At 71.6% G+C, this 13,018-nt stretch carries 12 protein-coding genes; 5 read left to right on the top strand and 7 right to left on the bottom strand.

Annotated elements, in window-relative coordinates; genetic code table 11:
- Positions 1-58 precede the first annotated feature (58 nt).
- Positions 59-1,000 (top strand): hypothetical protein, encoded by a 942-nt coding sequence (locus tag ACIPV1_RS06280; RefSeq protein ID WP_134194983.1) that lies wholly within the window; start codon positions 59-61, stop codon positions 998-1,000.
- A gap of 60 nt (positions 1,001-1,060) precedes the next feature.
- Here the strand turns inward: ACIPV1_RS06280 and ACIPV1_RS06275 are convergent, their stop codons facing one another.
- The 5 genes from ACIPV1_RS06275 to ACIPV1_RS06255 form a co-directional block, all read right to left on the bottom strand.
- Positions 1,061-1,738 carry an ABC transporter ATP-binding protein gene (locus tag ACIPV1_RS06275; protein ID WP_111084468.1) on the bottom strand — a complete coding sequence of 226 codons (678 nt, stop codon included), beginning with the start codon at positions 1,736-1,738 and terminating at the stop codon, positions 1,061-1,063.
- 134 nt (positions 1,739-1,872) lie between these two features.
- Complete coding sequence (locus ACIPV1_RS06270; RefSeq protein ID WP_402725970.1) at positions 1,873-3,432, bottom strand: ABC transporter permease; 1,560 nt, start codon at positions 3,430-3,432, stop codon at positions 1,873-1,875.
- Positions 3,433-3,561: 129 nt separating this feature from the next.
- Entirely contained in the window at positions 3,562-4,272 is a 711-nt protein-coding gene (locus tag ACIPV1_RS06265; protein ID WP_243698065.1) for a glycosyltransferase family 2 protein, read from the bottom strand.
- Positions 4,269-5,627, bottom strand: coding sequence for a PIG-L family deacetylase (locus tag ACIPV1_RS06260; protein ID WP_402725969.1), 1,359 nt, complete (start codon positions 5,625-5,627; stop codon positions 4,269-4,271). The genes ACIPV1_RS06265 and ACIPV1_RS06260 overlap by 4 nt, the downstream gene beginning before the upstream one ends.
- Complete coding sequence (locus ACIPV1_RS06255; RefSeq protein ID WP_402725968.1) at positions 5,621-6,658, bottom strand: acyl-CoA dehydrogenase; 1,038 nt, start codon at positions 6,656-6,658, stop codon at positions 5,621-5,623. Before ACIPV1_RS06255 ends, ACIPV1_RS06260 begins: the two co-directional genes overlap by 7 nt.
- A 104-nt stretch (positions 6,659-6,762) precedes the next feature.
- Here ACIPV1_RS06255 and ACIPV1_RS06250 point away from each other — a divergent pair, with 104 nt between their 5' ends.
- The 4 genes from ACIPV1_RS06250 to rplL all read left to right on the top strand — a co-directional run bounded on the left by ACIPV1_RS06250 (position 6,763) and on the right by rplL (position 10,225).
- Positions 6,763-7,503, top strand: coding sequence for a response regulator transcription factor (locus ACIPV1_RS06250; RefSeq protein WP_017888661.1), 741 nt, complete (start codon positions 6,763-6,765; stop codon positions 7,501-7,503).
- Positions 7,500-9,011 (top strand): ATP-binding protein, encoded by a 1,512-nt coding sequence (locus tag ACIPV1_RS06245; RefSeq protein WP_402725967.1) that lies wholly within the window; start codon positions 7,500-7,502, stop codon positions 9,009-9,011. The genes ACIPV1_RS06250 and ACIPV1_RS06245 overlap by 4 nt, the downstream gene beginning before the upstream one ends.
- Before the next feature lie 266 nt (positions 9,012-9,277).
- Positions 9,278-9,793, top strand: a complete 516-nt coding sequence (gene rplJ / locus ACIPV1_RS06240; RefSeq protein ID WP_123292121.1) for a 50S ribosomal protein L10 — start codon at positions 9,278-9,280, stop codon at positions 9,791-9,793.
- A gap of 51 nt (positions 9,794-9,844) precedes the next feature.
- Positions 9,845-10,225, top strand: coding sequence for a 50S ribosomal protein L7/L12 (rplL, locus tag ACIPV1_RS06235; protein ID WP_123938632.1), 381 nt, complete (start codon positions 9,845-9,847; stop codon positions 10,223-10,225).
- 135 nt (positions 10,226-10,360) lie between these two features.
- On the opposite strand, the gene ACIPV1_RS06230 is transcribed toward rplL, so the two are convergent.
- Together ACIPV1_RS06230 and ACIPV1_RS06225 are read right to left on the bottom strand one after the other, a co-directional pair.
- On the bottom strand, positions 10,361-11,287 hold the full coding sequence (locus tag ACIPV1_RS06230) for a hypothetical protein (protein ID WP_402725966.1): 927 nt from the start codon (positions 11,285-11,287) through the stop codon (positions 10,361-10,363).
- A 186-nt stretch (positions 11,288-11,473) separates the two neighbouring features.
- On the bottom strand, positions 11,474-12,898 hold the full coding sequence (locus tag ACIPV1_RS06225) for an amino acid permease (protein WP_123338869.1): 1,425 nt from the start codon (positions 12,896-12,898) through the stop codon (positions 11,474-11,476).
- Positions 12,899-13,018: the final 120 nt, after the last annotated feature.

The raw sequence follows: 13,018 nt of genomic DNA, 5'->3' as shown, positions 1-13,018 counted from the left end.
TCGCCGGGAATCTGTCGCTTTCGCGTACCGGTCCGTGCCACCGGGCAGGATGGGGCGCATGAGTGGAGCGCGTGGGCGGCAACTGCTGCCAGGACAGACCAGCCGGGTGCACGTGTACGACCTCGAGTCGCGGACATCGCGGCTGGTGTTCGAGTCGAGGACGGTGCTCGTCGAGGCGCCGAACGTGCTCGACGACGGCACGATCCTGCTGAACGGGAACGGTGACCTGTGGCTGCTTCCGCTCGCCGACGGCGCACAGGTCCTCGACGAGACCGCGCTCGTCCCGGTGCCGATGCCGGGCGTCCCCGAGATCAACAACGACCACGTGCTCGACCCCTCGGGCAAGTCGGTCGTGGTGAGCGGCCGCGACGGGGACCTGTACCGGGTGCCCGTGCCGGCCGGGGGAGCGGCCGCGACCCTCACCGACGTCACCACCGCGCTGCCGGTCGTCCGGAAGTTCTACCTGCACGGCATCGCCCCGGACGGGGAGACCCTCGCGGCGATCGTCGGGGAGCGCACCGAGGCGGGCGTCTGGACCACCGACGTCGCACTCGTCGACCCCGCCACCGGCGAACCGACGTTCCTGACCCGCGACGAGCACCCCGACGACGGCGTCTCGTTCGCGGGCGAGATGCTCGTGTGGAACTCGGAGCGGTTCACGCCGGGCACCGCGCAGCTCGTCGCGCTCTGGCCGGGGGCGACCGACCCGGTCCGGATCACGAACGACGACCGGGTGAACTGGTTCCCGCACGTCTCGCCGGACGGGGAGCACCTGCTCTACCTGTCCTACGAGCCGGGCGTGCAGGGCCACCCGGCCGACCACCGCGTGGAACTGCGGCGGCTGCCCGGGGTGCTCGTCCGCGGCGCCCGGATCATGCCGGTGCCGGAGACCCTCGTCGTGCTCGACGGCGGCCAGGGCACGGTCAACGTCCCGCCGTGGTCGCCGGACTCCCGCTGGTTCGCCTACTGCGACTACCCCGTGGGTCGAGACTCGGTCTGAGCGACAGTCCTCGGGCTCGTGGCCACGAGGACTGTCGCCCACCGCGAGACTCGGGTCACCTCAGACCTCGCGCACCTGCCCCTGCTTGAGGTGCAGGCGACGCTCGGCCCGCTTCGCCACCCACGAGTCGTGCGTGACGATGACGACCGTCAGCCCGCGTTCCTTCCACTGCTTCTCGATGAGCCCCATGATCTCGTCGCGGGTGCCCTCGTCGAGCGCGCCGGTCGGCTCGTCCGCCAGCAGCACGCTCGGGTTCTTCACCAGGGCACGGGCGATCGCCACGCGCTGCTGCTGCCCGCCGGAGAGCTCGGCCGGCAGGTGCTCCATCCGCTCGCCGAGCCCGACCTCGCGGAGCGCCGCCGTGGCCCGCTCGCGGATCTCCGAACGTGCCCGGTTCGCGAGCGACCCCGCGAACGCCGTCTCGACGTTCTCGAGCGCCGTCAGCGTCGGGATGAGGTTGAAGCTCTGGAACACGAAGCCGATCTCGGTCGCCCGCAGGTCGGTCAGCGCACGGTCGCCGAGCTTCGCCACGTCGCGGTCGCCGCCGAGGTGGATCGAGCCGGCCGTCGGCCGGTCGAGTGCCCCGAGCATCTGCAGCAGCGTCGACTTTCCGCCGCCGGTCGGCCCCTGGATCGCCACGAGCTGTCCCTGCGGGATCGTCAGGTCCACGTTCGTCAGGGCGGTGACGGTGCGGTTCTTCTGCTTGTACGTCTTGCTGACGTTGGTCAGCCGGTACATCGGACTGGAGGCGCGGCTCGCCTCCGCCTGGCCGGGTGCGGTGTCGGTGCTGGTCACGGTCACTCCTTCTGGTCGCGTGCTCGGGGTCGGTGCGGGTCCGGTGGTCGGCACCGCGCCCGTGGCGGGGCCGGGCATCAGGCCACGCTCCGCAGGGCCTCGGCCGGACGGAGCTTGCTCGCGCGCCAGCCGCCGAGAGCGCCGGCGATGAGGCCACCGAGGATCGCGAGGCCGATCGCCAGCAGGATCACCTCGACGGTCACCGGGGCGTGCAGGACCACGTCGGTCGTCGACGCGGTGCTCGCGCCGCCGCCGAAGCCGCCGGCCGGGGCGCCGCCCGTCGTGCCGCTGCCCGCGGCCGCGGTCGCCGCGCCACCGGGCATGCCACCGCCACCTGCGCCGCCACCGCCGGTCGTGCTCGAGGCGCTCGCCGAGATGGTCGGGCTGATGATGTTCACCACGAGGATGCCGATCAGGCCGGCTGCTGCGCCGAGGACACCGCCGATGAGGCCCTGCACGAGGGACTCGCCGGCGACCTGCCGGGTGATGCGGCCGTTCGACCAGCCGATGGCCTTGAGGGTGCCGAACTCGCGGGTGCGCCTCGTGACGCCGGAGATCGTGAAGAGGATCGCGATGAGGAACGCCGCCGCCAGCACGACGATCGACAGCCAGGTGCCGAGGTTCGAGACGAGGCTCGACGCGGTGCTCAGCGAACCGGAGACGCTCGACGCCAGGTCGGACTCGGTGGAGACCGTGGCGGTGGTGAGCTTCTGCTGCAGGGCGGTCTTGATCGCGCTGACGTCCGACGAGGACTCGGCGGACACGTAGATCGAGGTGACCTTGCCGTCGAGGTCCGCCAGTGCCTGCGCGGTGTCGAGGGGGATGTAGGTGTTCGAGCCGGTCGTCGACGACGAGCCGGTCGAGGTGACGATGCCGATGACCTCGAAGTCGGTGCCGCCGATGTCGACCGTGTCGCCGACCGCCTTCGACTCGCTCTTCGCGTAGGACGCGTCCAGCACGACGACGTCCTTGCCGGCGTCCTTCGCGGTGAACGTGCGGCCCTTGGTGAGCTCGGTGCTGGTCAGGGGGCCGACGGCGTCGCCGGAGACCGGGATGCCCGTCACGGTGAACGAGTCGACGTTGAACGAGCCGCCGCCGAAGCCGCCGCCGCCCTGGCCGGAGTCGCCGCTCGGCGGGCCCTGCTGGGTGGAGCTGTCCGTGCTGCTGCTGTCGGAGCTGCTGCTGTCCGTGCTGCTGCCGTCGGTCGACTGCTGGACCTGCCCCGAGAACGTGCTGTTCTCGAGGGTCAGGACGCCGGTCGCCGCCTTGACGCCGTCGGTGCCCGTCACGGTCGTGAGGTTCGCTGCGCTGAGCGTGCTCGTGCCGCGGGCGACGGCGAGCCGTGACTGCGACAGGTCGGTCGAACCGCTGCTGTCGCTGTCGTCACCGCTCTGGCTGCCGAAGTCGAAGCTCGGCCGACCGGAGCCCGACGCGCTCGGGGTCGTCGTCTTCGTGACGGTGATGTCGGTGCCGACGCCGTACACGGACTGCAGGACGCTGGACTGGGCCGCCTTCACGCCGCCGGCGATCGAGGACACGATGACCACGAGGGCGATGGCCAACGCCATGCCGATCGCGATGATGACGGTCTGCTTCTTGCGGTTCGTGAGTTCGCGCCTGAGGTACGTCAGGAACATGGTTCTCCTCGGTGGTGGCCGGCTGGGGTCACCGGCCGCGCAGAGCGCACGGCGGGGCCGACGGAGGAGAACGTAGGCAGCCGGTCAGTGGCCGCCCCATCGGCAGCCTATGAGCTGTCTAAGGGGCCCTCAGCTCGCGTCGCCGTACTCCCGGCGCAGGTGCTCCGCGTAGCCGCCGGGCGTCCGGCCGGCGAACCGACCGCTCGTCACCACGGGCAGGTCGACCGTCGCGTCGACGCGGAACCCCATCGCGTGCGCCCGCTCGACGAGCCGGACGTCCTCGTGCTCGGGGACGGGGTCGAACCCGCCGAGCGCCAGGTACGCCGATGCCAGCACGCCGAGGTTCGCGCCGTGCACGTGCCCGAGCGCGGCGCCGGGCGGGTGCGCCTGCGTCCACCGGGCGAGCACGACCGGGTCCAGGTCGTCCGGGTCGGGGACGACGGCGCCGACGAGCACGTGCGCCCCGGAGCGGAGGGCGTCGGCCTGCTGGACCAGCCAGCCCTCCGGCACCCGCGAGTCCGCGTCGGTGTGGGCGAGCCAGCGGGACGCCGGGTCGGCGGGGTGCTGCCGGAGCGCGTGCGTGGCCCCGATGGTCCGCGCCCGACCGACGCCGACGTGGGCGGTCGCGACGACGTCGACGGGGAAGCGCTCGACGACCGTCGCCGTGTCGTCGGTGCAGCCGTCGAGCACGACCGTCACCGAGACCGCCACGTCGGGGTGCTCCCCGCCGAGTCGGGCGCGGGCGGCGAGCAGGGCGTCGAGGCAGGCGGCAATGCGGTCCTCCTCGTCGTGGGCGGGCAGCACGACGTCGATCCGCGTGACGCCGGAGGGCGCGGTCACCGGACGAGTCCCTCGGCCCGTGCGACCGACACGACGCCGGGGCCGGGCAGCACGCTCAGCACGAAGTCCGGTTCGACGTGGCGGACGAGCGCCGGTCGTGGCCACCGTTCCGCGAGCCGGGCGTCCACCGCGTCACCGCTCGACACCGCCTCGTCGTCGGGGTGGCGCCAGTGGCAGGCGACCAGCACGCCGTCGTCGTCGAGCGACGCCAGCACCCGGTCGATCGTCTCGTCGAGGTCGGCGGGGGACAGGTAGTAGCCCACCTCGGACATGACGACGAGGTCCCACCGACCCGACGGCCACTCGGCGGGCAACGAGGCCCGCACGAACCGGGCCCCCGGCGCACGGACGGCAGCCCGGTCCAGCGGCGCTGCCGAGATGTCGGTGCCGAGCACGGCGTCGGCCCGTTCGGCGAGCGCTGCAGTGAGGACGCCCGTGGCGCAGCCGAGCTCGAGCGCGGACCGGTACCGCTCGCGGGGGAGCGCGGCGAGCGTCACCGCCCGCTTGCGGCGTTCGTACCAGGAGCGCTCGAAGTCCCAGCCCTCCGGCTTCCGCTCGTAGTGCGCGTCGAACGACTCCCGCGAGCGCGACGCCGTCGGCTCGGGCGCGAAGAACCACTCGGCCGACCGCAGGTGGTGCGCGGCGTGCCGGTCGTCGATGATCGCCTCGTCCCCGGCGGCTCCGGACAGCGGGCGGATCTGCGAGGCGTAGGCGTCGAGGGCGGCGCGCTTCCGCTCCCGGACGGCGTCGGCCAACGGCAGGACCCGGGCTCGGTCCCACGGCTGTGCGGACGCGGACGGTTCGTCCCAGTGCCACGCCCAGATCGGGTACGTCAGCAGCGACACCCCGGTGGCATCGGCGGTCACCGCTTCGGCGACCTCACCAGCGATGCGGTGGTCCCGGTGACCGTCCCCGCGCCACGGCGCCACCACGAGCGTCGGCCGCGCGGCGTCGTCGAGCGCTCGCCGCAGGGCGTCGGTGACCTCGTCCCGGTGCTCCCGCGTCCCGCCGTCAGGGATCCCGACCGACGACGCCGTCGCCCCGGGGTGCAGCGTGGCGAGGGCCCGGGTGAACTCGTCGTCGCGCACGGTGGCCAGCTCCGACGCCGTCGTGGTGGGGGAGTCCGGGTGCGAGCGCTCGCCGCGGGTGAGGAGCACGACGTGGGTGGGGAGTCCCGCGTCGGCTGCGGTCGCGATCAGCCCGCCGGCACCGAGGGTCTCGTCGTCGGGGTGCGGCGCGAGGACCACCACGGAGCCGATGCCGCCCAGGTCGACGGGTGCGGCCGACAATGTGTCGAGGAACGGCGTCCACACCGCGGGGTCGGTGCCCGGCTCGCGGTGGTCGAAGCTCACCACGCGACAGCGCCGCGCTCCGTCACGATGCGGCCGATCCGGGCGAGGTCGCGGGCCCCGTGGTCCTGCAGCACGTAGAGCTCGAGGTCGGCGACCCGTGCCGCGACCGCGGGGTCCGAGGTCAGGGGAGCCGGGCCGACGGTGGCGACGACCCGCTCGCGCACGGCGTCCACCGCCCGGCGCACCCGGGAGCGCACCGTCTGGGCGAGCAGCGGCCAGTCGACCTCGGCGGCGTCGGGCTCCCGGGGCCGGTCGATCAGTGCGGCGGCGTCGGCGAGGGCGTCCTCGGCGTCCGCGAGGTCGAGCACGGTCGCACCGAGCGCGGCCTGCAGCAGTTCGGACTCCGGGTGGGCCGCGGCCAGCGCGCGCAGGACCCGGCCGAGGCCCACCGCACCGCCCCACCAGCACGCGGCGACGCCGATGCCGCCCCACGCGAAGCCCGGTCGCTGCAGGTACCAGCCGGGTGCGCCGACGAGCCGTGCCGTGGCACCGTCGAAGTCCACCGGGCCGCTCGGCACGTCGGGCATGCCCCGGGCGACCCAGGCCTCGTCGTGCGCGGTGACGCCGTCCTGGCGCAGGTCCACGGCGACGAGGACGCGGTCGTCGCCGGCGTGCGCGGTCACCAGCGCGTGCGACAGCGTCGACGCAAGGGAGCACCACGGCTTCGTGCCGGTGAGGATCGCCGTGCCGTCGTCCTGCAGCGCGGCCTCGAGGCGGAGTCCCGGGCCCTCGGCAGCGAAGACGCCCCAGGTCGAATCAGCGGGGACCGGCACGTCGGCCTGCTGCAGGATGCCGAGCGCGTCGAGGTGGGGTTCGACGGTGCGGGCGGTCGCGACGTCGCCCGCGGCGACGGCGGCGAGCGTGGCGAGGAAGCCGCCGGCGGTCCCCGCGGACAGGAGCGGGGTGGTGGCGGCGAGTGTGCGCGCGGCCGTCAGACGGTCTGCCGGGCTCGAGCCGGGCCTCCCGGCCGTCTCCTCGATCCCCGCGGTGTCGACGTGCCTGGCGGACGGTGGCCAAGCGGAGGATCGCAGCATCCCCCCAACCTACGAAGGCGCGGCCGAGTGCCCTCGGAGCGATCCACAGAGCGCGGAGGGGCGGTCCACAGACAGCTCATAGGAAATCCTCGATACTCGAAGACGTGACCATCTCCCAGCCTGCAGCAGCCCCGCGCCTCACGCGTGCCGACGGAACCCCGTTGCGCATCCTGGTCGTCGACGACGAAGCCAGCCTCACCGACCTGTTGTCCATGGCGCTCCGCTACGAGGGCTGGGACGTCAAGAGCGCGAACGGCGGGCAGGACGCCCTGACGACGGCGCGGGAGTTCAAGCCCGACGCGATGGTGCTCGACGTGATGATGCCGGACCTCGACGGCCTGCAGGTGCTCAGCCGGCTGCGGCAGAACAACGACGACACCCCGGTGCTGTTCCTCACCGCGAAGGACTCGGTCGAGGACCGCGTGACCGGGCTCACCGCCGGCGGCGACGACTACGTCACCAAGCCGTTCTCCCTCGAGGAGGTCGTGGCGCGACTGCGGGGCCTCATCCGCCGCTCGCAGATCTCGATCTCCGAGGCCGGCGACTCCCGCATCGTGGTCGGCGACCTGGTGCTCGACGAGGAGTCGTACGAGGTGCACCGTGCCGGCCGGCCGATCGAGCTGACCGCCACCGAGTTCGAGCTCCTCCGCTTCCTGATGCGCAACCCCCGTCGCGTGCTGTCGAAGGCGCAGATCCTGGACCGCGTGTGGTCGTACGACTTCGGCGGCAAGTCCTCGGTCGTCGAGATCTACATCTCCTACCTGCGCAAGAAGATCGACGCCGGTGAGACCCCGATGATCCACACGGTGCGCGGCGTCGGGTACGTCATCAAGCCCACCTCGTGACACTCCGGCGTCGGCTCGTCCTGAGCATCGTCGCCCTCGTCGTCGCCGTCAGCGCGGTGATCGGGGCGGTGAGCATCATCGCGCTCTCGTCGATCCAGACCGGTGCGATCGACAAGCAGATCACCAGCGCCACCCACCGTGCGCAGCGCTACCTCGAGCAGAACCAGAGCGGGCAGCCGAGCATCGACCTGTCCCGTCCGTCGGGGCAGGCCGCGGGGACCCTGACCGCCTACTTCGTGGACGGGCAGGTCGTCATCGCGAACGTCCTCGACGACTACGGGCGACCGAGCTCCATCACGCAGTCGAGTGCCTCGGCCCTCGGCCAGGTGCGCGTGGGCGGCGACCCGGAGACCGTCGACCTCGGCTCGGACATCGGGCGCTACCGGCTCACCGCCGTCACCGTCGGTCCCGCCGTCCTGGTCGTCGGACTGCCGATGGCCCCGGTCTACGCCAGCGTCTGGTCGCTGTTCTGGGTGGTCGTCATCGTCGTCGGCACCGCGCTGCTCGCCGCGTCGATCGTCGCCGCCGTCGTGGTCCGGCGTTCGCTCCGCCCGCTCGAGCGCGTCGCCGAGACCGCCTCGACCGTGGCCCGGATGCCCCTCGACCGCAGTGACGCCCTGGACGGCGTCCGCGTGCCCGACACCGACCCCCGCACCGAGGTGGGCCGGGTCGGCAGCGCCTTCAACCGGATGCTCGGGCACATCGGCAGCGCGATGCAGGCCCGGGAACGCTCCGAGCAGAAGGTCCGGCAGTTCGTCGCGGACGCCTCGCACGAGCTCCGCACCCCGCTCGCCTCGGTCCGCGGGTACGCCGAACTCACCCGTCGGATGGGCGGTGACCTGCCGAAGGACGTCGTCTACGCCATGAGCCGCATCGAGTCCGAGTCGATCCGGATGACGTCGATGGTCGAGGACCTGCTGCTCCTCGCCCGCCTCGACGAGGGGCGCGAGATCCAGTTCGACGAGGTCGACCTGACCGGCCTCGTGCTCGACGCCGTCAACGACGCCCACGCAGCATCGCCGGAGCACGTCATCGAGATCGACGTGCCGTCCTCGCCCGTCGTGGTCGTGGGGGACGCCGCGCGCCTGCACCAGGTGATCGTGAACCTCGTCACCAACGCCAGGACCCACACACCAGAGGGCACCCGCATCACCGTGGGCCTCGCGCCGTCGCCGTCCGGCCCCGGCGTGGACCTGACCGTGCGCGACACCGGCCAGGGCATCGACCCGGAGTTCCTGCCGAAGCTGTTCGAGCGGTTCGCCCGTGCCGACAGCTCCCGGTCGCGCACCGTGGGGTCGACCGGGCTCGGGCTCGCGATCGTGGACGCGGTCGTGCAGGCGCACGGCGGCAGCGTCGAGGTGGCGAGCGTGCCGGGCGACACCGTGTTCACGGTGCACCTGCCGGTGGATCCGTCGGCTGCGGCGGAGTCGGAGTCGGCCGCGTCGGCCGCTGCTGCGGTGTCCGCTGATTGGTCGGGGACGCCCGCTGCGGTGGACGCGACCCACTGACGCTGGGGAGGTGCGGGGCGGGCCCGCACCGCGCCTCCCGTCCGCCGTTTGGTCTCGTCCACGGCATCTGCTACTGTTCTCGAAGCCAAAGACCGCCGGATGTCGTGCTGCGTGCAGCATGACCGAAGGTCCTCACTCGTGAGGCATCCCGCGCAGGTGTTCCGAACCACTCCCACCATCTGGTGAGAGCAGCTCCGAGCCTCTGCGCCGGAGCTTTTTTCGTTCGTGGACCTGGGGCTACCGGCAAGAAACCCCCAAGGAGAACCATGGCGAACAAGGAAGCTGCGGTCGCCGAGCTCACGGAGTCCTTCCGTAGCTCGAACGCCGTTCTGCTCACCGAGTACCGCGGTCTCACGGTCGCGCAGCTCAAGGAGCTCCGCAACTCGATCCGTGAGCACGCCACGTACGCCGTGGTGAAGAACACGCTGACCAAGATCGCGGCGAACAACGCCGGCATCTCCTCGTTCGACGAGGAACTCGCCGGTCCGTCCGCTCTCGCCTTCGTCCACGGTGACACCGTCGCCGTCGCGAAGTCGCTGCGTGCATTCGCCAAGGCGAACCCCGAGCTCGTGGTGAAGGGCGGTTACTTCGACGGTAACCCGCTCACCGCGACCGAGGTGGACAAGCTCGCCGACCTCGAGTCCCGTGAAGTTCTGCTCGGCAAGCTCGCCGGCGCCTTCAAGGCCTCGCTGTTCGGTGCTGCGTACCTGTTCCAGGCCCCCCTCTCGCAGGCCGTCCGCACCGTGGACGCCCTTCGCGAGAAGCAGGAGTCCGCGGCCTGATCAGGCTCGCGTTCCACAACCACACGTATTACTGAGTAGTAGGAGAAAATCATGGCGAAGCTTTCGCAGGACGAGCTCATCGAGGCCTTCAAGGAGCTCACGCTCATCGAGCTCTCGGACTTCGTGAAGAAGTTCGAAGAGGTCTTCGAGGTCACCGCTGCTGCCCCGGCCGCTGCTGCCGCTCCGGCCGCCGCTGCCCCGGCCGAGGCCGCTGAGGAGAAGACCGAGTTCGACGTCATCCTCAAGTCCGCTGGTGACAAGAAGATCCAGGTCATCAAGGAGGTCCGTGGCCTGACGTCGCTCGGCCTCGGTGAGGCGAAGGCGCTCGTCGAGACCGCCGACGCCAAGATCCTCGAGGGTGCGAACAAGGAGACCGCCGAGAAGGCGAAGGCGACCCTCGAGGCCGCTGGCGCCACGATCGAGCTCGCGTAGTCTCGACCGTTCGGTTCACGAAGGCCGCTGCCCCTCGGGGTGGCGGCCTTCGTCGTGCGCGACCTTTCGCGCTCAGCGACAGTTCGCGGGTCGCCGGTGGCGTGAGGTGTCGCACAGCGCGTGAGATCGCACTGCTCAGAAAGATATGCCGTGCGAGCGGAAGAGCGCGCGGAGGCGATCGGGCTCGACCAGGTGCCACCAGGTGACGCGGATGACGGCGCGGACGATGGGGAGCGCACGGAGCCGGTCTTCACGTCGTTTCTCGGCCCAGAGCACGTCCGCAGGATCGCGCCCCCGCAGCATGGACGGGTCGACGTACTTCTGTCGCCCGTCGAACTCGACGATCACGCCCAACGTCGGGAACCAGAAGTCGACGCGGTCGACGGTGCCGTCTCGGTGTCGGAACTCGGCCTGTGGCTCACACGGCGGCAGTCCGAGCTGGACGAACCGGATCGCGGCGAACGACTCGCCGACCGACTCGTGTCGAGCGTCCAACGCAGCGAGCACGGTCTCCGCACGCACGGATCCGCGCGCTGGACGGATCGGGACAGACCGGCGGAGGTCGTCGCGAGCGATCGCTCCCTGCCGGACTGCCGCATCGACGGCGACCGCTGCGGTGTGGGGTGCACTCGAGGTGATGAGCGCGAGCGCGGTGTCGAGTGCGGCGGTGACCGGCACACCGTTGAAGGCGACCGAGTCGTTCAGGGGCGGCCCTGGGCAGGGGTGCCGGACGAGACCTGCTCGGTGCTGGATCGACGGGACCGCCGGGTCGATGACGTGGACGCGATCTGGAGCGGTCCCGACCAGCGGCCACCCGTGCATCAATGCGGCGGTGACGTGCGAGAACACCGACCCGACTCGGAGCCGTGGAGCGATCGCCCGTGCGCGAGCGAGGTGCTGGCCGACAGGGCTGAGGGCCTCCCATTCGTCCGCTGGGATGTACACGCCAGCGAGCAGGCGGACGAGTGTGCCCGACGCATGCTTGCGTTGCAGGAGTCTTGCGTTCGCCGGATCCAGTGCTGTCGCCCGGAGCAGGCGTGGCCGGTGGGTGCTCTCGTTCATGCCGTGATGATCGTCGAGGCGGTCCGTGCCGTGTCTGCCCGTCGGACACCTGTGGACCTGGAGCCCCGGCGCCGTCCCTGTGGAGGAATGAGTCAGCATCGAGTTCACGGGCTCAGCGACGTCTTACGGGCAGTGGGACGCGTGAACTGTCGCTGGGCCCGCGAAGTCGCCGGCGGGCCGGGCGGGTCAGCGCAAGGTGCTGTGACGGCGGCCGTAGGCCAGGTAGAGCACGGCGCCGACGACCATCCAGATGCCGAAGGCGATCCACGTCGTTGCGCCGAGGAACACCGCCAGGAGCACGCAGCTCAGGGCGCCGAGGATCGGCACGACGGGGAACAGCGGGACGCGGTACGAGCGCTCGAGGTCGGGCTGCGAGCGACGGAGCACGATGACCGACACGTTGACGAGCGCGAACGCGACGAGGGTGCCGATGCTGGTGGCGTCGGCGAGCTCGCCCAGGGGGACCAGGGCGGCGACGATCGTGACCGCGATGCCGATGATCAACGTGTTCGCGATGGGGGTGCCGGTGCGCCGGGAGACCCGACCGAAGACCTTCGGGACCAGGCCGTCGCGGGCCATGGTGAGCAGGATCCGGGTCTGGCCGTAGAGCACGGTCAGCACCACGCTCGCGATCGCGATCACCGCGCCGATCGAGAACACCAGCGCGACGAGCGGCTGCCCCGTGACGTCGACCACGATGCGGACGAGCGAGGCCTCGGACGACGAGAAGTCCGTCCACGAACGGGCACCGATCGCGGCGATGGCGACGAGGATGTAGAGCGCCGTGATGAGCGCGATCGAACCGATGATCGCCCGGGGGAGGTCGCGGCGCGGGTTCTTCGCCTCTTCGCCGGCGGTGGAGGCGGCGTCGAAACCGATGTACGAGAAGAAGAGCCTGGACGCGGCGGCGGTCACCCCGGCGGCACCCATCGGCGCGAGCGGCTCGAAGTTCTGCGCCTGGAAGGCTGTGAAGGCGACGACCACGAAGAACACGAGCAGTGCGATCTTCACGACGACCATGACGGTGTTCACCCAGGCGCTCTCGCGGGCACCGGGGATCAGGACGACGGTGGCGAGCAGGACCAGGACGGCCGCCGGCAGGTTCACGACGCCGCCGTCGCCCGGAGGCGCCGACAGTGCCGTCGGCAGGTGCAACCCGAACACGCGCAGGGTCTCGTCCACGTACTCGCTCGCGCCGACCGCGACCGCGGCCACCGAGACGGCGTACTCGAGGACGAGGCACCATCCGCAGACCCACGCGATGCCCTCGCCCATCGTGGCGTAGGTGTACGAGTAGCTCGACCCCGAGGTCGGGACGGCTCCGGCCATCTCGGCGTAGGACAGTGCCGAGAGCAGGGCCGCGATCCCGGCGACGACGAAGGAGATCCACACGGCAGGACCCGCGAGCGGCACGGCCGTGCCGAGCACCACGAGGATGCCGGTCCCGAGGGTCGCGCCGACGCTGATCATCGTCAGGTGCCAGACACCGAGCGACCGGCGGAGCGGTTCGCCGTTGACGCCGACGGCCGCCTCGGACTGCAGTTGCTCGATCGGCTTGCGGCGGGCGAGCTGCTGGCGGAGGGACGTGGGACGGGACGGCGCGGACGTCATGGGACCTCGGTGGTGCGGGGGCGGGGACGGCACATGCTCGCACGCCCCCTGAACGGGGTCAAATACGGCCGTCGGACTGCACCGCGGAACGGCGGTCGTCGAGCGCGCGCCGATGTCCGA

This window comes from Curtobacterium sp. NPDC089991 (assembly GCF_044748425.1).
In the GTDB taxonomy this organism is placed as follows: Bacteria; Actinomycetota; Actinomycetes; order Actinomycetales; family Microbacteriaceae; genus Curtobacterium.
Note: the sequence above shows the minus strand (reverse complement) of the source record. Positions and strands in the feature narration are given on the sequence as shown.

Excerpts from the sequence above, each read along its gene's own strand:
- ACIPV1_RS06280 (WP_134194983.1), top strand. The coding sequence starts at position 59 with ATGAGTGGAGCGCGTGGGCGGCAACTGCTGCCAGGACAGACCAGCCGG.
- ACIPV1_RS06225 (WP_123338869.1), bottom strand. The coding sequence starts at position 12,898 with ATGACGTCCGCGCCGTCCCGTCCCACGTCCCTCCGCCAGCAGCTCGCC.
- ACIPV1_RS06230 (WP_402725966.1), bottom strand. The coding sequence starts at position 11,287 with ATGAACGAGAGCACCCACCGGCCACGCCTGCTCCGGGCGACAGCACTG.
- rplJ (WP_123292121.1), top strand. The coding sequence starts at position 9,278 with ATGGCGAACAAGGAAGCTGCGGTCGCCGAGCTCACGGAGTCCTTCCGT.
- ACIPV1_RS06270 (WP_402725970.1), bottom strand. The coding sequence starts at position 3,432 with ATGTTCCTGACGTACCTCAGGCGCGAACTCACGAACCGCAAGAAGCAG.
- rplL (WP_123938632.1), top strand. The coding sequence starts at position 9,845 with ATGGCGAAGCTTTCGCAGGACGAGCTCATCGAGGCCTTCAAGGAGCTC.
- ACIPV1_RS06275 (WP_111084468.1), bottom strand. The coding sequence starts at position 1,738 with ATGTACCGGCTGACCAACGTCAGCAAGACGTACAAGCAGAAGAACCGC.
- ACIPV1_RS06255 (WP_402725968.1), bottom strand. The coding sequence starts at position 6,658 with ATGCTGCGATCCTCCGCTTGGCCACCGTCCGCCAGGCACGTCGACACC.